Source organism: Ruegeria sp. AL11 (genome assembly GCF_056540865.1).
The window spans coordinates 50,480-75,963 of the sequence record NZ_JBQFXO010000011.1 but is presented as its reverse complement, the minus strand read 5'-3'; the positions used below and the strand labels follow the sequence as shown (position 1 = coordinate 75,963).

Annotated in this window: 23 protein-coding genes and 1 tRNA gene; 8 read left to right on the top strand and 16 right to left on the bottom strand. The window is 58.7% G+C overall.

Annotated elements, in window-relative coordinates; translation table 11 throughout:
• The first annotated feature begins 18 nt into the window (after positions 1 to 18).
• The 3 genes from ACR0IP_RS17855 to ACR0IP_RS17845 all read left to right on the top strand — a co-directional run bounded on the left by ACR0IP_RS17855 (position 19) and on the right by ACR0IP_RS17845 (position 2,444).
• A complete protein-coding gene (locus ACR0IP_RS17855; RefSeq protein WP_170643206.1) occupies positions 19 to 1,005 on the top strand; it encodes a DMT family transporter in 987 nt (328 codons plus the stop codon).
• A 108-nt stretch (positions 1,006 to 1,113) separates the two neighbouring features.
• Positions 1,114 to 1,581 (top strand): lytic transglycosylase domain-containing protein, encoded by a 468-nt coding sequence (locus ACR0IP_RS17850; protein ID WP_170643205.1) that lies wholly within the window; start codon positions 1,114 to 1,116, stop codon positions 1,579 to 1,581.
• A gap of 119 nt (positions 1,582 to 1,700) precedes the next feature.
• Positions 1,701 to 2,444, top strand: coding sequence for an alpha/beta fold hydrolase (locus ACR0IP_RS17845; protein WP_480527015.1), 744 nt, complete (start codon positions 1,701 to 1,703; stop codon positions 2,442 to 2,444).
• Positions 2,445 to 2,872: 428 nt separating this feature from the next.
• Here ACR0IP_RS17845 and ACR0IP_RS17840 read toward each other — a convergent pair whose 3' ends face one another.
• On the bottom strand, positions 2,873 to 3,643 hold the full coding sequence (locus ACR0IP_RS17840) for a TIGR01458 family HAD-type hydrolase (protein ID WP_480527014.1): 771 nt from the start codon (positions 3,641 to 3,643) through the stop codon (positions 2,873 to 2,875).
• A gap of 107 nt (positions 3,644 to 3,750) precedes the next feature.
• Between ACR0IP_RS17840 and ACR0IP_RS17835 the strand changes: the two genes are divergently transcribed.
• The 4 genes from ACR0IP_RS17835 (at position 3,751) to ACR0IP_RS17820 (ending at position 8,762) form a co-directional block, all read left to right on the top strand.
• Positions 3,751 to 3,824: transfer RNA gene (locus tag ACR0IP_RS17835), tRNA-Gly, on the top strand.
• A 134-nt stretch (positions 3,825 to 3,958) separates the two neighbouring features.
• Positions 3,959 to 5,776 carry an ABC transporter transmembrane domain-containing protein gene (locus ACR0IP_RS17830; protein ID WP_480527012.1) on the top strand — a complete coding sequence of 606 codons (1,818 nt, stop codon included), beginning with the start codon at positions 3,959 to 3,961 and terminating at the stop codon, positions 5,774 to 5,776.
• A 160-nt stretch (positions 5,777 to 5,936) separates the two neighbouring features.
• Positions 5,937 to 7,826 (top strand): acyl-CoA synthetase, encoded by a 1,890-nt coding sequence (locus tag ACR0IP_RS17825; RefSeq protein WP_480527010.1) that lies wholly within the window; start codon positions 5,937 to 5,939, stop codon positions 7,824 to 7,826.
• A gap of 12 nt (positions 7,827 to 7,838) precedes the next feature.
• Complete coding sequence (locus ACR0IP_RS17820; protein ID WP_480527008.1) at positions 7,839 to 8,762, top strand: alpha/beta hydrolase; 924 nt, start codon at positions 7,839 to 7,841, stop codon at positions 8,760 to 8,762.
• Between the two features lie 85 nt (positions 8,763 to 8,847).
• On the opposite strand, the gene ACR0IP_RS17815 is transcribed toward ACR0IP_RS17820, so the two are convergent.
• The 13 genes from ACR0IP_RS17815 to ACR0IP_RS17755 form a co-directional block, all read right to left on the bottom strand.
• Positions 8,848 to 9,684 (bottom strand): alkaline phosphatase family protein, encoded by an 837-nt coding sequence (locus ACR0IP_RS17815; RefSeq protein ID WP_480527006.1) that lies wholly within the window; start codon positions 9,682 to 9,684, stop codon positions 8,848 to 8,850.
• A 142-nt stretch (positions 9,685 to 9,826) separates the two neighbouring features.
• On the bottom strand, positions 9,827 to 11,467 hold the full coding sequence (locus ACR0IP_RS17810; protein WP_480527003.1) for an ABC transporter ATP-binding protein: 1,641 nt from the start codon (positions 11,465 to 11,467) through the stop codon (positions 9,827 to 9,829).
• Entirely contained in the window at positions 11,464 to 12,279 is an 816-nt protein-coding gene (locus ACR0IP_RS17805) for an ABC transporter permease (protein WP_170375341.1), read from the bottom strand. Before ACR0IP_RS17805 ends, ACR0IP_RS17810 begins: the two co-directional genes overlap by 4 nt.
• On the bottom strand, positions 12,279 to 13,235 hold the full coding sequence (locus tag ACR0IP_RS17800; protein ID WP_170374804.1) for an ABC transporter permease: 957 nt from the start codon (positions 13,233 to 13,235) through the stop codon (positions 12,279 to 12,281). Before ACR0IP_RS17800 ends, ACR0IP_RS17805 begins: the two co-directional genes overlap by 1 nt.
• 15 nt (positions 13,236 to 13,250) lie before the next feature.
• Entirely contained in the window at positions 13,251 to 14,837 is a 1,587-nt protein-coding gene (locus tag ACR0IP_RS17795; protein ID WP_170691728.1) for an ABC transporter substrate-binding protein, read from the bottom strand.
• Positions 14,838 to 15,068: 231 nt separating this feature from the next.
• A complete protein-coding gene (locus ACR0IP_RS17790) occupies positions 15,069 to 16,172 on the bottom strand; it encodes a DUF4147 domain-containing protein (protein ID WP_170691730.1) in 1,104 nt (367 codons plus the stop codon).
• Positions 16,172 to 16,609: a D-aminoacyl-tRNA deacylase gene (gene dtd, locus ACR0IP_RS17785; RefSeq protein ID WP_170691732.1), complete on the bottom strand. Its 438-nt coding sequence runs from the start codon at positions 16,607 to 16,609 to the stop codon at positions 16,172 to 16,174. The genes ACR0IP_RS17790 and dtd overlap by 1 nt, the downstream gene beginning before the upstream one ends.
• Positions 16,610 to 16,723: 114 nt before the next feature.
• Positions 16,724 to 17,812 (bottom strand): TFIIB-type zinc finger domain-containing protein, encoded by a 1,089-nt coding sequence (locus tag ACR0IP_RS17780; RefSeq protein ID WP_170662124.1) that lies wholly within the window; start codon positions 17,810 to 17,812, stop codon positions 16,724 to 16,726.
• Positions 17,813 to 17,830: 18 nt separating this feature from the next.
• Positions 17,831 to 18,979 carry an SPFH domain-containing protein gene (locus tag ACR0IP_RS17775; RefSeq protein WP_170662122.1) on the bottom strand — a complete coding sequence of 383 codons (1,149 nt, stop codon included), beginning with the start codon at positions 18,977 to 18,979 and terminating at the stop codon, positions 17,831 to 17,833.
• Positions 18,980 to 19,001: 22 nt separating this feature from the next.
• Entirely contained in the window at positions 19,002 to 19,958 is a 957-nt protein-coding gene (locus tag ACR0IP_RS17770) for a DUF2927 domain-containing protein (protein WP_480527000.1), read from the bottom strand.
• Between the two features lie 12 nt (positions 19,959 to 19,970).
• Positions 19,971 to 21,161, bottom strand: coding sequence for a toxic anion resistance protein (locus tag ACR0IP_RS17765; protein WP_170374831.1), 1,191 nt, complete (start codon positions 21,159 to 21,161; stop codon positions 19,971 to 19,973).
• 33 nt (positions 21,162 to 21,194) lie between these two features.
• Entirely contained in the window at positions 21,195 to 22,109 is a 915-nt protein-coding gene (locus tag ACR0IP_RS17760; RefSeq protein ID WP_170691737.1) for a 5-bromo-4-chloroindolyl phosphate hydrolysis family protein, read from the bottom strand.
• 174 nt (positions 22,110 to 22,283) lie between these two features.
• Positions 22,284 to 23,099 carry a pseudouridine synthase gene (locus tag ACR0IP_RS17755; RefSeq protein ID WP_480526998.1) on the bottom strand — a complete coding sequence of 272 codons (816 nt, stop codon included), beginning with the start codon at positions 23,097 to 23,099 and terminating at the stop codon, positions 22,284 to 22,286.
• Between the two features lie 61 nt (positions 23,100 to 23,160).
• Here ACR0IP_RS17755 and ACR0IP_RS17750 point away from each other — a divergent pair, with 61 nt between their 5' ends.
• A complete protein-coding gene (locus tag ACR0IP_RS17750) occupies positions 23,161 to 23,616 on the top strand; it encodes a nucleoside deaminase (protein ID WP_170662116.1) in 456 nt (151 codons plus the stop codon).
• Here the strand turns inward: ACR0IP_RS17750 and ACR0IP_RS17745 are convergent.
• Entirely contained in the window at positions 23,613 to 24,779 is a 1,167-nt protein-coding gene (locus ACR0IP_RS17745) for a M24 family metallopeptidase (protein ID WP_480526995.1), read from the bottom strand. The two genes, ACR0IP_RS17750 and ACR0IP_RS17745, sit on opposite strands and share 4 nt — an antisense overlap.
• Positions 24,779 to 25,471 (bottom strand): metal-dependent hydrolase, encoded by a 693-nt coding sequence (locus tag ACR0IP_RS17740; RefSeq protein WP_480526993.1) that lies wholly within the window; start codon positions 25,469 to 25,471, stop codon positions 24,779 to 24,781. The genes ACR0IP_RS17745 and ACR0IP_RS17740 overlap by 1 nt, the downstream gene beginning before the upstream one ends.
• Positions 25,472 to 25,484 lie beyond the last annotated feature (13 nt).

Sequence of the window (25,484 nt, the reverse complement as noted above, 5' to 3'; positions counted from 1 at the left end):
CCAATGAAAGGGCACACCATGACACCGGTACAAAAATTACAAAACCCGACAGTTGGTATTGCGTTCGTACTGATCGGAATATTGGCGATTTCTATCAATGATATGCTGATTAAATTCCTGTCTGGCGGTTACCCCTTGCACCAGATGGTGTTTGCAAGATCATTGATCGGAATCGGATTTAGCTTTGCCCTAGTCCAGATGGAGGGCGGTTGGCGCATCCTGAAAACCGATCAGCCTGGACTTCACCTTCTGCGCGGTCTGTTGATTGTGGTAGCCAATCTGACCTTCTTTACAGCCCTCGCGGTAATGCCCCTGGCGGAAGCCACGGCTGTTTTCTTCGTAGCTCCCTTGATGATCACCTTGCTGAGTATCCCATTGCTTGGCGAAAGAGTTGGGCCGATGCGGATTGGTGCCGTGATTGTGGGATTCTTGGGCGTGGTGATCATGACCCGCCCCTGGGAGGGCGGCGGCGAGCGTGAGGTTGGTCTGCTGATGTATGCCCTTCCGGTTCTTGCTGCGTTCACCTATGCCCTCAACAACGTGATGACTCGTTTCTTGGGCGCAAAGTCCAAAGCCTCAGCAATGGCTGTTTACATTCAGGCGTGCTTTATCGTTGTAAGCCTGTTGTTCTGGTCAGTGGCAGGGGATGGGCGCTTTGCGAGCGCGTTTGAAAACGAAAGCTTGATCTTCTTGCTGCGTGCCTGGGTTTGGCCCGAAGGGACTGACCGCTGGTTGTTTATTGGGCTCGGATTCAATTCTGCAATCATCGGGTATTGCCTCGGCCAGGCTTACCGCATGGCAGACGCGGCGACAGTGGCGCCATTTGAATACGTCGGTCTTCCTATGGCCGTTTTCTGGGGATGGGTCATCTGGGGAGAGCTCCCAAACCTGCCTGTCGCCATTGGTATCGCACTGATCTTGGGGTCAGGACTGTTTGTATTTTTGCGTGAGCGTCAGAAAAAGAGGCACATTGTTACTGAAAAGAGAGTGCACCGTCGGTATTAGATGCCAAATCAATTCGGGCCAAAAGTTGCTCAACAATTTTCTGGGATATTGAAATTCAATCGCAGTTGAGCGCTGATGAATCGTACAGTTGATGGGAAGAGAATTCTGATGCGAAACACGTTCATTGTTGCTGCGTTATTTCTTGCCGCTTGTAGCAATCAACCCGCGGAGTCATTAACCCGGCTTTATCCCGGTGAAACCCCTGAGCTGCGAGTGATGATCAATGAAACTGCGGACGCAAACGGTGTGCCGCGGAGCCTTGTACACCGAGTGATCCAACGAGAAAGTGATTACCGCCCCAGTGCCCGAAATGGCCCCTACTACGGGCTGATGCAGATTCTACCTGCCACAGCGCGCCAGATGGGGTTTCGTGGACAGCCTTCCGACCTCTTTGACGCTCAGACCAATCTGACATACGCCGTGAAATACCTGCGCGGTGCCTGGATGGTTTCGGATGGAAATGAGCCCGAAGCGGTCATGTGGTATGCCCGCGGCTATTACTACGAAGCCCGTAACAGATGCATGCTTGTAGCCACGGGGCTTCGGGATACCGAGGTCCGAAAATACTGCGGCTGAGGTCCTTCCCATAGGAATTGCAGAAAGCTCCCGATACACCGCAAACAGCCTTCTTTGCACAAAGTAGCTTGCACGTTGGAGCCCTGTTTTGCGCGTCCCGCAGAGTTCAGGAGATTGATATGTGCGCCGAACACTCAAGAAAATTCAAAGGGGTGCGTGACAATCGGCCGATCATTTTGTTCGTTGCCGGCTTCGGCGACAATGGAAGCATGTTTGACGGATTGACTGAGACACACCTTGCTTTCAGCCATCGTTTGTTGCCCATCAATCTTCCAGGATTTGGCGCTGCGCCTCTTGCTGAAGGAACAACACTCGAAGCCCTCGCGCAATACGTGTCAAATGAAGCAACAAAGTATGAGGCCGAAACTATCGTCGCCCATTCAGTTGCTTCGATCATAGCTTCCTTGGCCGCCCGCCGGGCAGACTGCCCTTTGACTAAAATCGTTTCTCTGGAAGGTAACATTACCGCCGCAGATGCCTATTTTTCCGGTACAGCGGCCGACTACGCTAGTCCGGCAGAGTTTCGCAAAGCGTTTCTAGGGCGGCTAGATGAGATGGCGAAGTCTGAACCGATCATAAGGAGATATCGCGACGAAGTCTCAAAGGCCGATCCTTTAGCGCTTTGGCAGCTCGGTATTGACGCCCGGATGTTTTCATCAGATCACATACCAGGTGAGGTTTTGCAACACGCAGCTAACGTTACATATTTGTACAATCCCGATAATTGTCCCGAAGACACTGTCCGTTGGCTAGAAGAAAACAAGATGAACCATGTCATCTTAGAAAACGCCACACATTGGCCGAGCGTTGACCAGCCTGAAGTACTCGCAGACAAAATCGCTGAGGCGCTTACAGAAATCTAGTGGAGTTGCAAATTAGAGTTTGATGAAAGTAGGGCCGCGAACCTCTGGGTTTGCAAAGTCTCGTTTCGAAGGTCTGCTACGGTCCTTCGGAGTGAAAATGCGGATGGCCGCACAGTCCGCATCCTGTGAATTCGCAGATGTCGAGAATTTGCATTTGCAGTGAATGTAAGCAAAGCGGGCCGCGCCCGCGGAAATTCTATGCCGTGCTGAATGTCGGCCACGGGCCGTCCGCGGAGAACTTCAGTGTCCTCTTTTACCCCTGGCGGAACTTGCAAAAGCCCTCATTTTGCTCGACTGTTCTGACCCGCCGCGGGTCGTGTGCCAACCCAAGTTTGAAATCAAAGCTTGTTCGGGCCGAAGTTTACCGCACTGACCTTATCTGTTTGTGTGTGCCGGTTCCCATCGGTGCAATGCTCCTTCGGGCGCTTTCAATCGCGCCCTTCGGTGAAAAGTTCCACAGCGGCCCGGACACCGTCTGCAGTTGCAGTGGGTCGCGGTTCATAGCGCGCCTCGTCGCCAGTTTGGTATTTTCCGGTTCGAACCAGAAAGGCCGCGCCTAAACCCGCCCTCAAAGCACCCGCGATATCGCTTTCGGCATCATCGCCAATCATTGTTACCTCAGCAGGCTCTAGCCCCATGCTTTGCGCGGCAGAGTGGAAAAACGCTGGCGATGGTTTTCCAAACAGAAGAGCATTCGTTCCACTCGAATACTCAAGCGCCCGGACGAAAGCGCCGGCATCCAGACTCAATTCGCCGTCTGCGTCACGAAACACTCTGTTTGAGGCCAATGCAAGAAAGAGAGCACTGTCTTGGATCAGGCGAAAGGCTGCGTTCAATCGTTCATACGTAAAATAGCGGCCGGCATCTCCAACCACTACCGCTTTGGGGCCAGATTTCGAGCACTTTGCAAAATCCTCTTCCAGATCCGGATGGATCAGAAGATGTGGCGCAAGACCGTTTTCCTCTAGCCAGGCACAAGCTGCCGCAGCGGGTGTCAGTATTTCTTCGGGATCTGCGTCTATTCCGAAGCCTTGTAGCTTATCCAGAATAACACGCTTCGGTCGTCGGGTTGAATTCGTTAGAAAGCGAACCGGAAGTCCTGTGTCGCGAATGGTTGAAACCGCCTCCACAGCACCCGCCAGTGGCTTATCGCCCTGATACAGAACACCTGCGATATCAAACAGAACGCCTTTGCTCACACCTTCCTCACAAACTACGAAAAACTCTTTCTTTCGGGTCAATTTGCCCAAGTGATGGTTCGCTCTTGACGCCCACTTAGCCATCACATAGGAAGGCGAAACATTGAGCGGGTATAGCTTAATGGTAAAGCCCCTGCCTTCCAAGCAGGCTATGTCGGTTCGATTCCGTCTACCCGCTCCAACTCAGCCCTACATCTCTGCGTCAAATGGCCCGGTCCTCAGGGCATTTTGCGCGCGGCCTTGACCCTGCGGGCCAGTACCGCCAAGAAACAGCAACTCAGCATCGAAGACACAGTGAAGACACAAGGGCCGCACATGGCGAGACAGATAGCCAGCACGACCACCGCATCCGCGCCGGGCGCCAGCGAAGAAAGAGCAGGCTCGAAAAAGCTGGGCGTCTTGGCATCGCTTTGGCCGTTCATGAAGCCGTATCGCCTGTTGATGCTAGGAGCGACACTGGCGCTGGTCCTGACGGCTGGTATGACGCTGACCTTGCCCTTGGCCGTGCGTCGCGTGGTGGACAACTTCCGCATTCAGGACGGAGAGCTGCTGGACTGGTATTTCCTGGCCGCGCTGGGTATCGCCGGTATTCTCGCCGTGGGCACCGGCATCCGCTACGCGCTTGTCACCCGTCTGGGGGAACGCGTGGTCGCCGATATTCGAAAGGCCGTCTTTGACCGCGTCATCGGTATGAGCCCCGAGTTCTACGAACGCATCATGACCGGAGAGGTCCTGAGCCGGATCACCACCGACACGACGCTGATTCAATCGGTGATCGGGTCATCTGTCTCGATTGCCCTGCGCAACCTGCTGATGTTTGTCGGAGGGTTGGTGCTGATGCTGTTAACCTCGGCCAAGCTGACAGCGCTGGTTCTGCTGCTGATCCCCGTTGTTGTGGTGCCAATTCTGGTGCTGGGCCGCAGGCTCCGCGCCATAAGCCGCGAGAATCAGGACTGGATCGCGGCCTCTTCAGGCAACGCGGGCGAGGCGCTGGGCGCGGTACAGACCGTGCAGGCTTTCACCCATGAACCCGCAAGCCGCCAGCAGTTTGGCGACATGACCGAGACCTCCTATGTCGTGTCGCTACGCCGCATCCAGACGCGGGCCATTCTGACGGTCATCGTAATCTTTCTCGTCTTCTCAGGCATCGTTGGAGTGCTGTGGATGGGGGCCAATGACGTGCGCAATGGGGTCATGACCGAAGGGGTTCTGATCCAATTCGTCATCTACTCCGTCATCATGGCAGGCTCTGTTGCTGCCCTGTCCGAGATCTGGAGCGAGCTTCAGCGCGCTGCAGGGGCCACTGAACGGTTGGTTGAGCTGCTAAATGCCGAAGACGCCGTGACCGACCCGTCCCAAGCAAAACCGTTGCCGCAACCGGTGCGCGGAGAGATCAAGTTCGAAGAGGTCACCTTCCGCTATCCTGCGCGGCCCGATGTGGTAGCGCTGGACAAGCTCAGCCTGCAGGTCAATCCCGGCGAGACGGTTGCCTTCGTTGGCCCCTCGGGCGCGGGAAAAACAACTGTGGTTCAGTTGCTCCAGCGGTTCTACGACCCGAACTCGGGGCGTGTGATGCTGGATGGGATGGATCTGCAAAACCTTAACCGGGCAGATTTCCGCCAGCATATGGCACTGGTCCCGCAGGATCCGGTTATTTTTGCCGCCTCCGCCCGTGACAATATACGCTTTGGCCGTCTGGATGCCTCGGACGCCGAGGTCGAGGCCGCCGCGCGCGCCGCTGCCGCACATGACTTCATCGCGGCACTGCCCGAAGGCTATGACAGTTTCGTTGGCGAACGGGGAGTAATGCTGTCTGGCGGGCAGAAACAGCGGATCGCTATTGCACGCGCCATTTTGCGGGATGCGCCTGTTCTGTTGCTGGACGAGGCGACCTCGGCGCTGGATGCGGAAAGCGAACGGGCTGTACAGGGCGCGGTGGATCAGATGCGCGCCGGGCGCACGACCCTGATCGTGGCGCATCGGCTGGCAACCGTGAAAAAGGCGGACCGCATTGTGGTGCTGGAGGCCGGTCGCATCGTCGCCCAGGGCACCCATGACGATCTGGTGGCGCAAGGGGGGCTTTACGCCCGTTTGGCCCGTCTTCAGTTCACTGACGGCGTCGCCGCGGAATAAAGTGACGCTCCGGCAATCGCCGTTTCGCCGTAGCGTCATTCTACATTTTCAACTTTTCCCTCGCTAAGCCCTTGCTTGCGCCGCCAAGGTTGTGATCCCATCTGAGGTAAGATCACTCCGCGTGTGGCGCGCGGGAGAATAAAACACGGGGAGGAGCCACATGGCCTTTGTTGGCAAGGAAGACAAAGCGCGTATTGAACAGGAAATGGCATGGGAGGACCGCGACCTGCCGGTGACGTTCCACCAGCTGCTATCGCGCACCGCAGAGAAATTTCCAAACCACAACGCGGTCAGTTTTCAGCTGTTTTCAGGTCCGAATGACAAGGCCGAGACGCTGACATGGTCCAACCTTCTAGGGCAGGTCAATCAGGCGGCCAACCTGTTTCGCTCGCTCGGGATCGGCGAAAACGACGTGGTGGCCTATATCCTGCCAAATTGTAACGAGACGCTGGTGACCCTGATGGGCGGTGCCGTGGCCGGTATCGTAAACCCGATCAACCCGCTGCTCGAGCCGGAACAGATCGCCGCCATTCTGCGCGAGACTGGCGCTAAGGTTGTCGTCACGCTCAAGTCCTTCCCGAAAACGGATGTGGCGCAGAAGGTGGAAGAGGCCGTGCGCCATGCGCCCAAGGTCAACACCATTCTCGAGATTGACCTGAACCGCTATCTGACACCGCCGAAATCCTGGATCGTCCCGTTCCTGCGCCCAAAAATGGGCGACAAGGCAAAGCTCGCGCATGCGGACTATAAGAACTTCAATCAGGAATTGGCCAAACAGCCCACGACACTGACCTTCGCAGACAGCACCGAGGACCGGGTGGCCTGCTACTTCCACACCGGCGGCACGACCGGCATGCCGAAGGTGGCGCAGCACAAATATTCGGGCCTGATCTACAATGGCTGGCTGGGCAATACGCTGTTGTTCGACGAAAACGACGTCATCATGTGCCCGCTGCCGATGTTCCACGTCTTTGCCGTGCATGTGATCTGGATGGCGGCCGTGTCCTCGGGCGCGCATGTGATTTTCCCGACACCTCAGGGTTATCGCGGCGATGGCGTGTTCGACAATTTCTGGAAGCTGATCGAACGTTGGAAGGTCAGTTTCATCATCACCGTGCCCACCGCGATCTCGGCCAAGATGCAGCGACCCGTGGATGCTGATATTTCCTCGGTGAAAACGGCGTTCTCCGGCTCGGCCCCGCTGCCGGTGGAATTGTTCCGGCGGTTCGAAGAGGCAACGGGCGTGACCATCGTCGAAGGTTATGGCCTGACCGAGGCCACCTGCCTTGTCTCGTGCAACCCGGTGGATGGTGAGAAAAAGATCGGCTCGATCGGGATTCCCTTCCCCTACACCGATGTCAAAATCCTGCAGGACGGCCCGGACGGTCCCAAGGAATGCGCGGTGGATGAGATTGGAGAGATTTGCGTTTCGAACCCCGGTGTCTTTGCAGGCAATACCTATACAGAAACCGACAAGAACGAGAACCTGTACCACTACGACAAGTATCTGCGCACAGGCGATCTGGGTCGCTTTGATGACGACGGGTACCTCTGGATCACCGGTCGTGCCAAGGACCTGATCATTCGTGGCGGACATAATATTGATCCTGCCGAGATCGAAGAGGCCCTGCTAGGGCATGAGGCCGTGGCCTTCGCAGGTGCCATTGGTCAGCCCGACGCCCATTCCGGTGAGGTGCCTTGCGCATTCGTAGAACTGGTGGAGGGAGCTTCGGTGACCGAAGAGGCGTTGATGGAGTTCTGTAAGGTCCATGTTCATGAACGCGCGGCTCAGCCCAAGCACATGACAATTCTGACCGAATTGCCCAAGACCGCGGTTGGTAAGGTGTTCAAACCTGATCTGCGCAAGCACGCGATCACCCGGATCTACAATGGCGCGCTTGAGCAAGCTGGCGTTGATGCCCGTGTCGTCTCGGTCATCGACGACAAGAAGCGTGGCCTGGTCGCGCAGCTTGACGCGAACGGCACATCCGAGGACGATGTCAGCAAAGTGCTGGGCGCTTATACCCGGCCGTGGGAGTGGGCAGCCTAACCGGGAGGGAACATGGATTATGAACGTCTAATTGATGAGGAAACTTGGGCGTTCATAAGACGCACGGCTGAAAGCTATCCTGACGATGCGGTGGATCTGTCAATCGAAGACCAGCGCAAGGTTTATGACAAGATGTGTCAGGATTTTCGCCAGCCGCGACCCGAAGGGGTGGCGGTGCAGGACCTGTCCGCCAATGGCGTGCCGGTCCGCCTTTATACCGCAGGTCAACCGACACGAACCGTCGTCTATTTCCATGGCGGCGGTTTCGTCGTCGGCGGGCTGGATAGCCACGATGATGTCTGCGCCGAGATTTGCGCACAGACCGGATATCGGATTGTCGCAGTCGACTATCGCCTGTGCCCCGAAAACGTGCATCCGGCCCAGTTTCAGGACTGTTGGACTGCTACAAACTGGGCGGCGGACGAATTTGGCGACCCGATGATTCTGGCGGGTGACAGTGCAGGGGGCAATCTGGCGGCATGTGTCGCTCATCACGCGCGGGGTCGGCTAGAGACTATCTTGGGGCAGGTCTTGATCTACCCCGGGCTGGGCGGTGATACGTCCAAAGGTTCGTATATCGAACACGCGCATGCGCCGTTGTTGACGCTTCAGGATATCAAGTTCTACGAAGCAGTTAGATGCGGGGGGCCAGCCCCAAGCGGCGATCCAACTTTTGCCCCGCTTCAGGATACCGACTTCTCGAGCTTGCCGCCGACCGTTGTCATCACCGCCGATTGCGACCCTCTCAGGGATGATGGATCAGACTATTGTGCCGCGATCCAGTCTGCTGGAGGACGCGCTGAGTGGATCAACGAACCGGGCCTTGTCCACGGTTATCTGCGCGCCCGAACCTCGGTCAAACGCGCTGCGGATAGTTTTGAACGAATTTCCATCGCCATTGAGGCTCTGGGGCAGGGGATTTGGTCCTACGACTAACCGATCTGGGTTCCAGATTAGAACAGGAATGCCCTGTCCTGTTCAGAACATTCCTGTCGCCGGATGAGTCCGCGTAGCGTTCTGATCAGCTCAGGAACGCTTTGGCCTTCATCGTTTCCGCCAGCGGCGCGCCCATACGGGTTAGGATGGTAGGGGCAAGCTGTAGTTGGTCGATCACCGTATCGGCCTCGGGGCCTTCTGCGTCGCCGAAATAATACAGTGCGGTTTCCTGTTGCAACGGGCTCCGCCCGCCGTGGTGGCCGCGTTCGTCCTGCCCGTGATCTGCGGTGACGATGACCTCATAGCCCAGCTTGCGCCAGTTCGGAATGAAGGGGGCCAGCATCTCATCCATCACGAAGCACGCATGATCCATTTCCTCACAATCGTGGAAGAAGCGATGACCCATGCTGTCCAAGGTGCAGGTGTGCAGGATGCCATAGTCCAACCCATGGCGCAGGCACAGGTTCGTCAGAGTGGCAAACAGATCGACGTCACAGGGCGTCATCTGGTTGGCCTTGCCATAGCCGGTCATGCTGTGGAACCGCCCGTGATTGATGGTCTTACTGTCCGGCTCGTCATATTCCACGTCGCGCACATAGTCGAACGGATGACGGTTGAAGAACTGCGACCAATAGCTGTGGGTGACGGCTCCGGTCACGCCTCCGGCCTCGCGGACCTGGCTGAAAACGTCCTTATGGCTCAGGCGGAAGACATTGCCGTTGCCGGTACAGCCATGTTCCTGCGGGGTCACGCCCGTGTGGATCGAGGCATAGCAACTGGCCGAGGTCGATGGCAGGACCGAGCGGAGCTTCCATACGCGGGCCTCACCACTATCGACCCAGCCTTCGAGGTTGCCGAACAACCGGCGGAAGTTGCGCCACGGGACGCCGTCCAGAATGATGAGGAGGAGTTTGCGGTCCATGTTCTGACCCTTTTCGAGAGTGTTTCGGGCGACCCTAGAAGATTCGTTGCACTTGGGCTGCCTATTCCCGCCCCGAATAGTAAAATCCCGACACCTGTTTGTGACAAGTGCCGGGATTTCATAGCTTTGGTTGAGGCAGCGGTTAGTTCCCTGCCGCCTCCATCTTCCGGTTGGCAACCACTTTTTCCAGCCAGCCAAGCTCCATCTCGGGGACCGAGCTGAGCAGCAGGTCGGTGTAGTCGTCGAACGGCGGGCTAAGCACCTGAGATTTCGAGCCGTAGCGCGCGACGCGACCCTGATACATCACCGCGATGCTGTCGCTGATCGCTCGGACCGTCGCCAGATCATGGGTGATGAATAGGTAAGCCACATCCTCGATCTTCTGCAGGTCCAGCAGCAGCTTCAGGATGCCGTCAGCTACGAGTGGATCAAGGGCCGAAGTGACCTCATCACAGATGATCATCTTAGGCTTGGCCGCCAGTGACCGCGCGATACAGACACGCTGTTTCTGTCCGCCGGATAGTTCCGCCGGATAGCGATCGATGAACTTTTCGCCCAGTTCGATCTCATCCAGCAGCTCGACAACGCGTTTGCGTTTCTCGGCTCCGCGCATGTTGAAGTAGAACTCCAACGGGCGGCCGATGATCGTGCCGACTGTCTGACGCGGGTTCATCGCCGTGTCCGCCATCTGATAGATCATCTGCAGCTCACGCAGGTCTTCGCGTGTACGCCCCTTCAGATCCGAGCTCAGCTTGCGCCCGTTGAAGGTGATCTCACCCTCACGTGCCGGCAGCAGGCCGGTGATCACACGTGCCAAAGTGGACTTACCCGAGCCGGATTCGCCCACGACCGCCAAAGTCTGCCCCGGATGGAGCTCAACATTGACGTTGTGCAGAACATCGAAGTTCAGACCCTTGTAGCGTGCGGTAATACCGTCGACCTGAAGAACCGGCTCTGAGGTCGGCTTTTTCTCTTCATGTTCGATAGACCGGACCGAGACCAGGGCCTTGGTGTAGTCTTCCTGCGGGTTGTTGATGATCTGATCAGTATTGCCGTACTCGACGGTGTCGCCCATCCGCAAAACCATGATGTCGTCGCTGACCTGCGCCACAACCGCCAGGTCGTGAGTGATATACAAGGCTGCGACGCCGGTATCCGCAATGGCTTCTTTGATCGCCATCAGAACGTCAATCTGGGTGGTCACGTCCAAGGCCGTGGTTGGTTCGTCGAACACCACCAGATCTGGCTCAGGGCACAAGGCCAGCGCGGTCATGCAGCGTTGCAGCTGACCACCGGAAACCTGGTGCGGGTAGCGACTGCCGATATTGTCCGGATCGGGCAGGCCCAGCTTGGCGAAGAGTTCACGTGCACGGGCCTCGGCCTGTTTGCGAGTGAATTTCTTCTGCTCGACCGCCGCTTCGACGACCTGATCCATGATCCTTTTGGCAGGGTTGAACGACGCGGCAGCGGATTGCGACACATAGGTGACCTCACCCCCACGCAGCTTGCGGATATCCCCATGAGATGTCTTGAGGATATCGCGCCCGTTTACCCAGACCTCGCCGCCGGTGATATTCACACCACCGCGGCCGTAGGCCATCGAGGCCAGACCGATGGTGGATTTACCAGCGCCGGATTCACCGATAAGCCCAAGCACCTTGCCGCGTTCGAGGTCAAAGCTGACCCCATGCACGATTTCGATGTCATGGGGCTTTTCGCCCGGCGGATAGACGGTCGCGCCGATCTTGAGGTCGCGGACCTTGAGAAGGATATCGTCGCTCATCCCCGGCCTCCTTTCAGCGATGTGGTGCGGTTCAGAACCCAGTCAGCCACAAGGTTGACCGAGATGGCCAGCGTCGCGATAGCCACTGCGGGCCACAGAGCAGCGCCGATGCCATAGACGATACCGTCCTTGTTTTCCTTCACGATGCCGCCCCAGTCCGCCAGCGGCGGTTGCACGCCCAGGCCTAGGAAGGACAGGGTCGAGATAAACAGAACCATGAAGATGAACCGCAGACCGAACTCGGCCACCAGAGGCGACAGAGCGTTGGGCAGGATTTCCCGGAAGATAACCCATGCGCGCCCTTCACCGCGCAGTTTCGCGGCTTCGACGTAGTCCATCACGTTGATGTCCACCGCGACCGAGCGCGACAGTCGATAGGGGCGGGTTGCGTCCAGCAGACCCATCACAAGGATCAGGATCGGAACGGTCACCGGAACGATGGCCAGAATAACCAGCGCCAGGATCAGGGTCGGGATCGACATGATCAGGTCAACAGTCCGGCTGAGTGCCTGATCCGCCCATCCGCCCAGAACGGCGGCCAGCAAACCCAGAGACGTACCGGTCAGAAAACTGAGCAAGGTTGCGGCGGCAGCGATGAAGATCGTCGTGCGCCCGCCATAGATCATGCGGGTCAGTAGGTCCCGCCCGATATTGTCCGTACCCAGCAGATGTTCGGCGCTGGCAGGCTCCCACACATCACCGACGACTTCTGCCATTCCATAGGGCGCAATCAGGGGGGCCGCGATGGCCACAAAGAAATAGGCGCCAGTGAACAAGAGGCCAATCAGTGCCGAAAGAGGAATGTTCTTTATCATTTCGGATGCCTCAGTCTTGGGTTGGCAAGGATCGACACGATATCGGCAACCATGTTCAGGCCGATATAGACGGCCGCGAATACGACGCCACAGGCCAACACGACGGGCACGTCACGTTTGGTCACCGCATCCACCAGATACTGCCCCATGCCAGGATAGACGAACACAACCTCGACCACGACGACACCGACAACCAGATAGGCCAGGTTCAGCATCACAACGTTCACGATAGGGGAAATCGCATTGGGGAAGGCGTGGCGTGCAATGACCTGAAAGGTGCTCAGGCCCTTAAGCTCGGCGGTTTCGATATAGGCCGATTGCATGAGGTTCAGAATGGCCGCGCGGGTCATGCGCATCATTTGCGCCAGAACCACCAGCGTCAGAACGAAAGCCGGCAGGGCAATTGCATTCAGCTTCTGCCCGAAGGTCATGGAATCGTTGATCATCGCCAGGGATGAGAACCAGCCCAGTTTAACAGAGATAAAGTAGATCACCACGTAACCGATCAGAAACTCGGGGATTGAAACGGTTGTCAGAGTAATCGCCGAGATCAACTTGTCGGGCCAGCGATTGCGGAACCGGACGGCCAGAAGGCCCAAGAAGATCGCAAGCGGAACAGAAACGATCGCAGCGACGCAAGCAAGGAATAGTGTATTACCGAGGCGTTTGCCGATACTCTCGGAGATATCGAGTTTATTGGTGAGGGATTGCCCCAGATCGCCTTGCGCGATGCCACCCAACCATTCGAAATAGCGGGTTAGGGCAGGGCGGTTCAGGCCCATCTCTTCTCGTAGGTTTGCAAGGGCCTCAGGGGTTGCGGACTGCCCCAGGACGGCTTGCGCGGCGTCTCCGGGAAGGGCTTCGGTCAGGCCAAAAATCAGAGCCGAAGCGCCGAGCAGCAATAGGAGTCCCAGCGCAAGGCGCTGGGAAACCAGTTTGATGATAGGATGCATTATCCGTTGCCCGAGTTATACGAACCACATCTTGCGCGAGATGTTGCCGTTCATCATTTCTTGCGTCGGATCAGATTCCCAACCGTCCAGCTGGTTGCTGATGCCTTCGACAAAGTCGTTGAACATCGGGCAAATCAGGCCGCCTTCGTTGCGGACCATCTGGCCCATCTGGCTGTAGATACCCTTGCGTTTCTCCGCGTCCAGTTCGGCGCGCGCTGCGAACAGCAAGTCGTCGAAGGCCTGAACCTTGAAGCGCGTGTCGTTCCAATCTGCGCTCGACAGGTACGCGGTCGAATACATCTGGTCCTGGACCGGACGACCACCCCAGTAAGAGGCACAGAACGGCTGAACGTTCCAAACTTCCGACCAGTAGCCATCATTGGGTTCACGCTTGATTTCCAGCGGGATACCTGCCTGAGCAGCGGTTTGCTGGAACAGCGCCGCCGCATCCACAGCACCGGGGAAGGCGCCATCTGCAACGCGCAGAATGATCGGCGATCCATCGTGACCGGATTTCTTGTAGTGCTCTGCCGCTTTTTCAACGCTGAACTCACGCTGTTCGATGGTCTCATCGAACAGTGGGTAAGCCGCGTTGATCGGCATGTCATTCCCGATCGAGCCATACCCGCGCAGAACTTTGTCCACCAGATCCGCGCGGTTGATGGCATACTTCAGAGCCGTGCGCAGTTCGTTGTTGTCGAACGGAGCCGTGTCACAATGCATGATGAACACATAGTGGCCACGACCGGCGGTCGAATGAACAGTCAGGTTTGGCGCGCGGCCCAGCAGGTCGGCAACTTTGGGCTCGACGCGGTTCACTGCGTGAACCTGACCCGATTGCAGCGCGGCTGTCCGGGCAGTTGCGTCGTTGATGACAACCACTTCGACGCTGTCGAAGTTGCCGAAATCGCTGTTCCAGTGGTTTTCGTTCTTGGTGAACAGGTGACGGACGCCGGGCTCATCAACTTCCAGCTTGTAGGGACCTGTGCCGATACCGGCTGCCGGGTTCTCCATGCCGCCATCCGGCTGAATGATCAGGTGATAGTCGGCCATCAGATAGGGCAGGTCGGCGTTGGGCTCGGACAGGGTGACCTGGAAATTGTCGCCATCGGCCTTCATCGACTCGATGCCCTTCATGATGCCCAATGCACCGGACTTGGAGTCTTCGTTCGAGTGGCGCTGCATGGTTTTCAGCACGTCTTCGCTGGTCATGGTCTTGCCGTTGTGGAACTCGACCCCCTGACGCAGCTTGAAGGTCCAGACCTTCGCGTCTGCACTGCCTTCGACGCTTTCGGCAAGGCGTGGTTCGATCGTGCCGTCGGGTGCAACTTCGACCAGTTGGTCGCCAAACTGTTTGCCGTTCTGGAACGGGACCGAGCTTGCATAGGTTGCCGGATCCAGCGAGTTGGTCGATTCGCCGCCCTGCAGGCCGAATTTCAGATCGCCACCCTTTTTCGGGCCGGCTGCACGGGCCGCGTCGGCGAACATCGTGCTTGCCATGGCTGCCGAAACGCCAAGAGCGGCGGCTTTGCCCATGAACTCGCGACGGGTCAGTTTGCCTGCCGTCACCTGTTTGGACATGTGAGTGAGTTGTTCGTTCATTCAGAAGCTCCCAGTTGATTGTGTTCGCCCGTTTTCGGGCTTTTTATTGACGCGTGAGTCAACGTTGACGCATTTCAGCGGGTCGGGCAAGTGGAATTCCGTGTCGCAAATGTGCCTTGCCTGACAATACCGTGTTTATCAAAGCCGTCATAGCGCCGTGTCTTCGCTTCCTCCGCTATGACGAAAATGATCTATTGGTTGCCTTGGTCGGTATCGGGAGAATACGTCATTCTAATCCCGAATTGCGACAATCAGGTCCATGACATTGGTTCCCGTCGGCCCGGTCACCAGCAAAGCGCCTGCGTTTTCCAGGAAGGCCCCACTATCGGCGGCGGCCAGCGCCTCGTCCGCGCCTTTGGCCCAAGTGGCGCCAGTAACGACCCCGCCCGCTGCGTTGGTTGGGCCATCTGTTCCGTCGGTTCCTCCGACCACGACCGTGATATTTTCAAGGCCGGAAATCTCATGCGCCAGAGCCAGTGCCAAAGCCTGATTGCGCCCACCCTGTCCGGGGTTTGGGGGCAGCACAACAGTCGGCTCGCCGCCGAAAACCATGACGCCTGATCCCATCTGCCGCAGTTTCTCACCGAGCGCTGTGGCAACAGCCTGATAATCGTCATGCAGGGCCTCTTCATTGGCCAGCACCGACAGACCCGCATCCTCGGCCGCTTCGGCAGCCGCCGCACGTGCATGGGCGTTCGAGGCAATGATCTGCGCTTCGGCCTCGTAAGAGACTTGTTCAGGCAGCGCACCGATGCCCGAGCCGATAACGTTCAGATCATCCCCCGGCACGTCCGAGATCGCCAGAACCGTGACCTTTCGGCCTTTGAGCCGGGACAGCAATCCTCCGCCTTTGACTTGCGAAATCTTGCGTCGTTCCGCATTCATCGACCCGATATCAAGTCCCTCGGAGAGCAGCTTTTTGTTCAACGCCTTCAGATCCTCAAGCGTTTTGCCACCTATCAAATCTTCGGCCAGCGAGGACGCGCCGCCCGACACCAACAGCAGCAGGTGCGCCTCAGACGGCATAGCCTCAACCGCAAGGCGTAGTGCCCTGCCGCCTGCAAGGCTGCGGCTGTCCGGGACTGGATGTGAGGCCTCGATCACCTCGACGCCCTCCGGCAGGTCGCGCCCATGATCGTCCTTGGTGACCACCAGCGTTGGGATGTCTCCGAAATGATCCAATGCCGCTCGGGCCATCGCCGCCGCGGGTTTGCCAACTGCCAGAATCCGATCCGGTTTTGCAACATCGGAGAGTGCTTTGCGGGTTGCCGTGTATCCGTCTACCGCCGCGACTCCGGCTTGCCAGAGTGCGATTGCCTGTTCAGCGCGGGTCATCAATTCTCCATCCAGATTGTCACTGGCCCATCATTGACCAGTTCGACGGCCATGTCGGCCCCAAATTGCCCTGTCTCGACCGCGATTCCGCAAGCGGCGAGGTTCTTGGTAAAGGTTTCATAAAGGTGTTTCCCGACATCCGGCGCAGCGGCCTGCGAGAATCCGGGCCGGTTACCGCTGGCCGTATCCGCAGCAAGGGTAAACTGACTGACAACCAAGGCCGAGCCGCCAATGTCCACAACAGACCGGTTCATTTTACCGGCGTCATCCTTGAAGATTCGCAGCTTGGAGATTTTCGCAGCAAGTTTCGAGGCATTCTCTTCGCTGTCGCCCTGCATCGCGCATACGAGAATCATCAGGCCCGGTCCCGATTGACCGACAACAGCGCCATCCACCGAGACTGACGCTCTAGAGATCCGTTGTAAGACTGCGCGCATCGCTCTCCCCAAATCGCATGCGTTCAGCAGTCGGTTTAGCCGCCGGAGGCCCACTTGTCATCCAGCGTCTTGCGCGTAGTCGGGAAAACGTCTGCCTGTGTGATTTTGCTGGGCTCACCCCTGCGACGTCGCCATCACGTACCCCACGCCTGCTGCCACCAGCAGGCCAAGGACCACCGCAATGGTTATCTTGATCGCAGACCACGGTCGTTCCCCCTGCACCCGGCCAGTGCGCCCGTTGACCACAAACCGATAGGTTTGCCCGCGATACTTATAGGCAGCCATCCAGATGGGCAGCAGGATATGCTTGAACGTCACATCGCGTACATCCGTGTCCACCGCGTGAATACGCTGCCGGTCGCCACCGATGTCAAAGCGCACGTCACGCTCGATCACGCGCGCCATATGTGCCCGCGCCTCGGAATACCCATCGGGCAACTCGACCGAATACGCCTCGGCCCGGAACCCCGCCAGGTATTGCGGCTGGTAGGGTTCAAGTGCGGGCAGATCCCAGGGCTCCAACGCGTCTGTATATTTCTTGGGCAGAGAGCGTGACGCCAACACCAGAACGTCATCAAAGAACCGCGCGACACGACCGGATTTCGGGCTCCAGCGCACTTTGGCCACCTGTTGTTGCACCCGCTTCCCGTCGCGCATGACGGTGCGCGTTTCGTAGTAGACGGTGCCGCGTTCGCCGCGATAACTGGATTTGGTGTCCGCGTCGAAGGTCCAGTAGGGCACATATATGCCCTGCATTTTTCGCCCCTTGCGAGCATAGTCCTTCAGCCCGTTCGGCGCGAACCAAAGCCGACCCAGCCAATCCCCCATCGCCTTATGGGCGGACCGTTCATCCAGCGCAAAAGGCAGGACGCCTTTGGGTTTGATATGCCTGTTGACGCCTGTATCCGTCACCACAGGAGTGGCACAGAACGGACATTCCGCTGCGTGGGTATTCGGGTCGAACTCGACCTGAGCGGCACAGTTCGGACAGGACAGAACCCGCGTTTCCTCAATCTCGCTGTCGGGCAGACGGTCGGCGATGGCGGCGTCAAAATCCAGCTCGCGCAGGCTTGCGCCGCCCCATGGGCCTGAGCCAATGGGTTCGGAGTGGCCGCAATGGTCACAGGTCAACGTGCCATCGCCGGGATTGAACCGGTAGTCCGCGCCACATTGGTCGCAGGGAAAGCGGTGTTCTTCAGTCATCCGTCCGCCTGCTACTGCCTACGCACCCGGCGGAGGCGGGGGCAGGATCGTGAACAGTTGCGCCAACTCCTGCACCTCACCGGCTTTTTTCCAGCCATCCTGACCAGCGGTCCAGACATGTGTCTCGCGTGTCAGTTCTCCGTCCGTGGCCATACGCCCCATCTTGGCCTTCGAGAACGGCCCGCTGGTCTGTCCGTCCACCGCGATATGCCATACATGCTCAACGGGTGGAGGGGGCGGCGGGGCCGCATGCGCGGATGTTTGCGGGGCAGCGGGGGCGGGCGACCCCCACGGGCCGCTCGGTTGGCCCGCTGCCATGTTCGCCATCTGATTGGCCATCGCCATGCCCATTCCCATGCCAAGACCGGCACCCATGCCGCCGCCCTGACCGGTGTTGTTGGCTGCTGCCGTCATCGCCTCGGCGGCGGAATACTGGGTGAACTTGCCCAGATCACCCGCCAGTCCCATAGAGGTGCGCTTGTCCAACGCGGCCTCTACCGCAGGCGGAAGCGAGATGTTTTCGATGTAGAACTCAGGCATCTCCAGCCCATAGCCTTCCAACACGGGCGAGACTTCGGCTGCAATCAGTTTGCCCAGATCGGCCGTATTCGCGGCCATGTCGAGAACCGGAATGCCGGACCCGGCGATCACGCGGCTGAACTCTTGCACGATGATGTTGCGGACCTGAAAGCTGATCTCGTCCATGGTAAACTCACCATCGGTTCCGACGATCTCGACCAGAAATTTTGCCGGGTCTTTCACCCGTACCGTATAGGTGCCATAGGCCCGAATGCGGGTTGGTCCGAATTCCGGGTCGCGCAGCATGATCGGGTTCTTGGTGCCCCATTTCAGATCATTGAACCGCGTGGTGTTGACGAAATAGATCTCGGATTTGAATGGGGACTGAAAGCCGTGATCCCAGTGCTGTAAGGTCGTCAGGATCGGCATGTTGTTGGTCTCGAGCATATAGAGACCGGGCGTGAACACATCCGCCAGTTGCCCTTCATGGACAAACACCGCCGCCTGACCCTCGCGGACGGTCAGCTTGGCACCATACTTGATCTCGTGCCCTTCGCGTTCGAACCGCCAGACCATGGTGTCTCGGGTGTCATCGACCCAGTGAATAACGTCGATAAACTCTCCGGTCAGAAAATCGAAAATTCCCATTTGGGTTCTCCTGTCCTTGGGGTCAGAGCGGCTGCCCCATCAATTCACGCGCAATGATCCGCACCACAGGGCGGGCCTGATCGACCGTCACTCCGGGCGTAAGACGCGGATCGTAGAGCATTGTCAGTAGTTTCTCATCATGACTTGTCAGCAAGGCAAACTCGTCATCATCGTTGAAGATCGAAGGCCGCGCGGCAGGGCTGTCATTGGACAGGCCCAGCCCTTGCGCAATCTCTTCGTGAATACAGCTACGCCGCACCAGATCGGGCAGTTCCGACCGGATCAGCGTCACTGCGCGCACGTATTTGTTCGGATCGTTGCGGGTGGCCGAGGCGAACACAAAACAGTCGAAACTCGCGCGCGGGTTGGCGACTAAATCCAGAGAGGCTTGACTGATGTTGGGCACCAGTTCCTTGAGACGCGTGACAACATAGGCGCTGTCGTCTTTGCCGGCGAAAAACACGTGGAAATTGGCTTTGCGACTGACGGTCGAGATCGGATGGCCAGTCAGTTTGGCCAGCCGCGCAGCATATGATTGAACCTGATCCGCGTCACTGGTGCGGGTCGCGGGCAGGACCGAGGGTCCGAATTCGGTCTGGATACGAACAGGTCCTGACCAGCGGCTGAGTTGCCCATCCGTTTGCCGCGACCCGAGCGAGACAGTGTGATCAGGATATTCGCTGTAAAAAGCGATGGCCTCAAAGTTCCGGCTCAGGTCGTCGGCGTCATAAGGGGTGTCTGGTCCTCCGCCATCGGTACGCAACAGGCCGCGGGTAAGTAGGTCCCGTTCGATCCGTTGATAGAACCGCGCGAGGTCCTGACTGGCGGCCGAAGGTGGCACATAGGCGTTTGCCGCAGTCGGCGGGGCCGATGGCCGCACCTGCGGAACGACCGAAGAGGTCAGCGCCTCATCGCACCCCGCAAGCGCTAGAAGCCCCAGAACACCAAGGCCCGTTTTGAGACAGCTCAAAGGCAGCACGCCCAGCCCACCTTATCCCGGAACAGCCGTTCCGGCATTGTCGCCGGTCCCGTCACGCCGTGCCTTGGCGGCGGCCAGCGTGTCGCGCAATTCGGCCTCCATCTTCTGAAGCTCTTGCTCGGCAGCTGCGCGTTTGGCTTTGCCTTCGTCCGCGATCGCCAGGCTTTCATTGATCGTGCCGATCAGGTCCGCGTTGGCCTGTTTGACGGCCTCGATGTCGAACACGCCACGCTCCATCTCTTCGCGGATCATCTTGTTCGACTCACGCAGGTTGGCCGCGTTCGAGGTCAGAAGCTCGTTGGTCAGATCATTGGCGTCGCGCACGGCAGCGGCGGCTTCGGCGCTGCGCTGGATGGTGACGGCCTGCGCCAACTGGGTTTCCCACAGGGGAACCGTGTTGACCAAGGTCGAGTTGATCTTCGTCACCAGAGATTTGTCGTTCTCTTGCACCAACCGGATCGAGGGCAGTGACTGCATCGTCACCTGCCGGGTCAGTTTCAGGTCATGCACCCGGCGTTCCAGATCGTCGCGCGCGGCGCGCATGTCGCGCAGCTCCTGCGCTTTCATGACCTGCTGATCTTCGGGTGCTGCCTGAACCTCGGCTTCTTTCTCGGGGATGTCGTGGCTGTCCAGCTCGGTCAGCTTTTCCTCGCCCGCAGCGATGTAAAGCGCCAGTTCGTCATAGAACCCCAGCGTTTTTTCATAGAGCAGGTCCAGCGATTTGATGTCTTTCAAAAGAGTGTGTTCGTGAGACAGCAAATCGTCGGTGATACGGTCGATCTGGCCCTGCACCTCTTCGTATTGGGCCGTGAATTTGGCGAATGGGGCCGCGCGACCCAGCAGTTTCTCCCACCAGCTGCGTTCGCGCCGCACGTCCAGCTCACTGACCGAGAACCCCCGGATCGTGGTGACGATGTTGCGCAGACTGTCGCCCGCGGGGCCAACATCCTTATTGCGCACATCTGCCAGCATGGCTTGGCTGATCTCTTGCAATTCGGCCTGCGCGGACGAGCCGAAGGCGACGATCGAATTGGTGTTGCCCATGTCGATCTCATCCATCCGCTTGCGGATCTCGGCGCTGACGGGTTCGTCGGCCTCTTCAAGCGAGACGACCTCGGCCTGTGGTTCGGGCAGGGCCACCGCGGTGACCTCTTGTACCAGTGTTTCGGCCTCAACCGCTTTGTTCTTGATCTCGTCGGACATAGGGGAGTTCCTCGCTCAAATATAAAGGGCCGGTCAGTCCAGCCGGACGCCTTCGCGCTGCAGTCTTTCACGCAGCACGTCGATTTCGACCGTCAAATCACTGCGGTCATCCAATAGCATTTTGCGCGTACGCGCGGCGAAATTCTGTTCCAGATCATCCAATAGGGCGGAGTAGTCTGCCAAGGCCTGCCCGTCGCGGGTGCGGGCATATACATCCGCGAACTTGACCGTCGCATCACGTGCCCCCTGTAGATAGACGGTCAGATATTTCCGTGCGCCCGCCAGATCGCGCGGATCTTCTTCGACCGTGCGGAACAGATCACGGGCGGTGTCCTGAAACCGTTCGACACGCGCCTCAATCCGTCGATCTCCGGCGCGTTTGATTGCATCCGTCATCTCAGCCAGATGCTTTTCTGCATCATCGACGACGCGGGCGACACGGTCTTGCTGGAACGTGTCGACACCCTCCATCCCCTTGTTTTTCATGGGGTCCAAGCCGAAGGATACGGAATGTAGGGTAGCGGCGGCGGCGCCAAACAGGATCGGGGCTACAAGGCTTGCTTGCGCCGCGGTCTCAGCGTCCAGAAACTCCGTACGGTAGGACGCGAGCGCTGCCCCAAGCCCGGTCAGAACGCTTGCGAAGATCTTACGAGGGAAGGCTGGGCGACGCGCGGTTTTGCGGGCGTTATAAGCGGCCTCGGCCCGCAACCCTTCGCGCAGCAAAAACGCGGCGGCTGTCAGAATGCCTGCGGCAACAAGGCCCATGGTCATGCCAATCGCGCCGTCATTCAGCGACAAAAAGACCAGAGGGATCGCGGGGATGAACAGGATGTTTGCCCGCGCGCCTGCAGGTTCAACCCGAGCATTGTCAAACTGGCCGCGCGGCAGCGGGCTATCCGACGATTCCTGACCCTGAGGGCTGTATTTGCCGCCAAAGCGTTTGGCCATGGCTACAGACCCCCAAGCAGGCCGGTGCAGACGCCAAACAGCAGCACCAGAAGGGCCGCATAGGCCAGTTTTTGCACTCCGCTCCCGGACATTCAGCCCCCCAAATAGCAGCACTCACAGAAAATTTAGGGGATACGAGGGCTTGGCGCTAGGGGGAAGGTTGTCAAACCCGCATCACTTGCGGGGTTTCTTGCCGATCGGAGGGCGTTTTCGCTGCGGTCGGGTCGCGCGTTTCGCCGTTCCTTCGGGTTTTTCACCCCCATCCAGACCCAGCTGATCGCGCATTACGCGGCGGCGGACCTCTTCAACCTCACCCGGTTTCAGGTCGCCCAGTTGGAACGGCCCGTAAGATACGCGCAGCAAGCGGTTCACGGTAAAGCCGATATCCTCCATCGCGCGGCGGATCTCGCGGTTTTTGCCTTCGCGCAGGCCGATGGTTAGCCAGGCATTCGCGCCCTGCTGACGATCAAGCGAGACGGTCATGGGCTGAAACCTTTCGCCCTCGATCACCAGACCTTTGCGCAGGGGGGCGAAATCCTCGTCCTTGGGGCGTCCATTCACCCTAACGCGGTATTTCCGCAGCCAACCGGTTGAGGGAAGCTCCAGCTTGCGTTTGATGCCGCCATCATTGGTCAGCAGCAACAGCCCTTCGGAGTTTAGATCCAACCGGCCAACAGACATCACCCGAGGCATGCCTTCGGGCAGTTCGTCAAAGATCGTCGCGCGGCCTTTTTCATCCTTGGTCGTGGTCACCAGACCGGTCGGCTTGTAATACAGCCACAGGCGTGAGGGTTCGGGTTCCGATACCGGTTTGCCGTCGACGGTGATCCTGTCTTTGCCGGTCACGTTCAGGGCAGGGCTTTTGATAGCCTTGCCGTTCACACTGACGCGGCCTGCTTCGATCATGCGTTCCGCCTCGCGCCGCGAGGCTACGCCAGCACGGGCCAGGACTTTGGCGATCCGGTCGCCTGGAGGAGGGGTGTTGCTCATGGCAGGGCCATACCCCATCCCGCCCGCTTGCGAAAGGCAGGTTTCTGAGGCAGTCAGGGGCATGGTGTTCAAATCGCATATGGACAAGGCGCTGGCCGAGGCCCGCGCGGCCGCCGAACGGGGGGAGGTTCCCGTCGGCGCGGTGATCGTCGCGTCCGACGGCCGGGTTGTTGCCTCTGCCGGGAATCGCACGCGAGAGCTGAACGACCCGACCGCCCATGCCGAGATACTGGCTCTACGCGCCGCCTGCGCCGAGGCAGGCTCAGAAAGGCTGCCCGGTCATGACCTCTATGTGACGTTGGAGCCTTGCGCGATGTGCGCCGCGGCTTTGGCCGCAGCACGCATCCGCCGCATCTACTACGGGGCGTCCGACCCGAAATCAGGTGGAGTCGCCCATGGCGCACGGGTTTTTGCGCACCCGCAGGCCCATCACAAGCCAGAGGTCTATGATGGCATCGCAGCCGACGAGGCGGCCGACCTGCTCAGGCGCTTTTTCGCGAGCCAACGTGACTACTAGGGTTTAACCACCATCTCACGCGGGATATCGGCCAGCGGTTGGCCGCCCTCCGGCGTCACGACAAAGCTTTCGGTTATCGCCAGCCCCCAGTCCGGAGTCCACAGTCCCGGCATCAGGTGAAACGTCATGTTTTCCTGCAATACCGTGGTGTCGCCGGGACGCAGGCTCATCGTGCGCTCTCCCCAGTCGGGCGGGTAGCTGAGGCCGATGGGATAACCGGTGCGGTTGGCCTTTTCATATCCGGCGCGGGCGAAACTGTCATAGACGCAGGTGGCGACTTCCTCGCATGTGGTGCCGGGGCGTGCGGCTGCCAGAGTGGCCTCAATTGCCGTCAGAACCGCCGCTTCGGCCCGGCGGATGTCATCCGGTGGATCGCCCAGAAACAGACTGCGGCTGGCCGGGCAGTGATACCGTCGATAGCAGCCGGAGATCTCGAAATAGGTGGCCTCTCCGCGCGCCAAAGGCCGGTCATTCCAGGTGATATGCGAAGCCGAGGCTTCACGCCCCGAGGGTGCAATCGGCACAATCGCCGGGTAGTCGCCCGCCAAACCGGGCAGGCCCGTGATGCCTGCTGCCTGCACTTGGGCGACCAGTTGGTTTTTAGGCAGGCCTTCGCGAAACGCCTCGCGCAGCACCCCATGCATATGCGCTGTCAACTGGCCCGCCTTGCGCATCATGTCGATCTCGGCGTCGCTTTTGACCGCACGCTGCAAGTTCACCAGACCCGTGGCATCGATCGTTTCACCGAAGGCGCGCTCAAGAATGCGGTGGCTGGCGGCGGAGTAGTAGTAATTGTCCATCTCGACGCCCAGCCCTCGGGTCCAGTCCCGGTCGCGCAGCGCAAGAACCAGAGCGTCGACCGGATGGTGGTCGGGATGCTGGACGTGTTCTTCCGGCCAGTCCAGCAAATCCGACGCTTCTAGCCACGTGGTCTGCGCGGCGCCGGCCTTGTCCTGCGTGCGCCCCCACCACAGAGGCGCCCCTTGTGCAGGCAAGATCACCATCTGGGGGACGTAGAAACTCCAGCCGTCATACCCGGTGAGCCAGGCCATGTTGGACGGGTCGGTGACCAGCAGAGTCTCAATCCCGCGCGCGTTCATCGCCGCGCGGGTCTTGCTCAGGCGGTCTGCGTATTCCTGCGCGCTAAAATCTGACGCCGGCATCAGAGGGCGATCGCTTTCATGACTTCAGGCTCGATCACGTCCACACCGGGCAGGCCGTCGATCAGTGTCTGCGCGGATTGCTCAAGAATGGGGAAAGTTTTGTAGTGGCAGGGAATCACCGTTTTGAAATTGAAATACCGTTTGGCGGCATAGGCGGTGGCTGTCATATCCATTGTGAAATGTCCGCCGGCGGACAGAATGCCGATATCGGGTTTGTAGTAGTCCCCCATCCAATCCATATCCGCCATGACATCGGTGTCGCCCGAGACATAGAGCATGCGCCCCTCGGCTGCGATCATGAACCCAACCTCACTGCCGCCGGTGCGCAGCCCGTCCGGGGTCGAAAAGGTCGAACTGTGCGAGGCAGGCACCATCGTGACCTTGATGCCATTCAGATTGACTGTTCCGCCTTTGTTGAAGCCGATGGTCTCGATCCCTTCGGCCTCGGCCCAATAGCCCATGAGGTCATACTGACCGACCACCGGTACCTTCAGGTGTTTGGCCAAAGGCAGGATGTCGACGACATGGTCGAAATGCGTGTGGGTCAGAAGGATATGCGTGGCACCTTCAACGGCCGCATCATGCTGATCCTCGGGCAGAGACGGGTTGCCGGTCAGCCACGGGTCGACCAGTAGCACCTGACCTTCGGTTTCAATGCGAAAGCTGCCATGGCCCAACCAAATGATGTTCATGAGAAATCCTCCT

Excerpts from the sequence above, each read along its gene's own strand:
- ACR0IP_RS17780 (WP_170662124.1), bottom strand. The coding sequence starts at position 17,812 with ATGACTGAAGAACACCGCTTTCCCTGCGACCAATGTGGCGCGGACTAC.
- ACR0IP_RS17825 (WP_480527010.1), top strand. The coding sequence starts at position 5,937 with ATGGCCTTTGTTGGCAAGGAAGACAAAGCGCGTATTGAACAGGAAATG.
- ACR0IP_RS17800 (WP_170374804.1), bottom strand. The coding sequence starts at position 13,235 with ATGCATCCTATCATCAAACTGGTTTCCCAGCGCCTTGCGCTGGGACTC.
- ACR0IP_RS17855 (WP_170643206.1), top strand. The coding sequence starts at position 19 with ATGACACCGGTACAAAAATTACAAAACCCGACAGTTGGTATTGCGTTC.
- ACR0IP_RS17750 (WP_170662116.1), top strand. The coding sequence starts at position 23,161 with ATGGTGTTCAAATCGCATATGGACAAGGCGCTGGCCGAGGCCCGCGCG.
- ACR0IP_RS17760 (WP_170691737.1), bottom strand. The coding sequence starts at position 22,109 with ATGGCCAAACGCTTTGGCGGCAAATACAGCCCTCAGGGTCAGGAATCG.
- ACR0IP_RS17815 (WP_480527006.1), bottom strand. The coding sequence starts at position 9,684 with ATGGACCGCAAACTCCTCCTCATCATTCTGGACGGCGTCCCGTGGCGC.
- dtd (WP_170691732.1), bottom strand. The coding sequence starts at position 16,609 with ATGCGCGCAGTCTTACAACGGATCTCTAGAGCGTCAGTCTCGGTGGAT.
- ACR0IP_RS17820 (WP_480527008.1), top strand. The coding sequence starts at position 7,839 with ATGGATTATGAACGTCTAATTGATGAGGAAACTTGGGCGTTCATAAGA.
- ACR0IP_RS17850 (WP_170643205.1), top strand. The coding sequence starts at position 1,114 with ATGCGAAACACGTTCATTGTTGCTGCGTTATTTCTTGCCGCTTGTAGC.
- ACR0IP_RS17810 (WP_480527003.1), bottom strand. The coding sequence starts at position 11,467 with ATGAGCGACGATATCCTTCTCAAGGTCCGCGACCTCAAGATCGGCGCG.
- ACR0IP_RS17845 (WP_480527015.1), top strand. The coding sequence starts at position 1,701 with ATGTGCGCCGAACACTCAAGAAAATTCAAAGGGGTGCGTGACAATCGG.
- ACR0IP_RS17765 (WP_170374831.1), bottom strand. The coding sequence starts at position 21,161 with ATGTCCGACGAGATCAAGAACAAAGCGGTTGAGGCCGAAACACTGGTA.
- ACR0IP_RS17740 (WP_480526993.1), bottom strand. The coding sequence starts at position 25,471 with ATGAACATCATTTGGTTGGGCCATGGCAGCTTTCGCATTGAAACCGAA.
- ACR0IP_RS17745 (WP_480526995.1), bottom strand. The coding sequence starts at position 24,779 with ATGCCGGCGTCAGATTTTAGCGCGCAGGAATACGCAGACCGCCTGAGC.
- ACR0IP_RS17775 (WP_170662122.1), bottom strand. The coding sequence starts at position 18,979 with ATGGGAATTTTCGATTTTCTGACCGGAGAGTTTATCGACGTTATTCAC.
- ACR0IP_RS17755 (WP_480526998.1), bottom strand. The coding sequence starts at position 23,099 with ATGAGCAACACCCCTCCTCCAGGCGACCGGATCGCCAAAGTCCTGGCC.
- ACR0IP_RS17795 (WP_170691728.1), bottom strand. The coding sequence starts at position 14,837 with ATGAACGAACAACTCACTCACATGTCCAAACAGGTGACGGCAGGCAAA.
- ACR0IP_RS17790 (WP_170691730.1), bottom strand. The coding sequence starts at position 16,172 with ATGACCCGCGCTGAACAGGCAATCGCACTCTGGCAAGCCGGAGTCGCG.
- ACR0IP_RS17830 (WP_480527012.1), top strand. The coding sequence starts at position 3,959 with ATGGCGAGACAGATAGCCAGCACGACCACCGCATCCGCGCCGGGCGCC.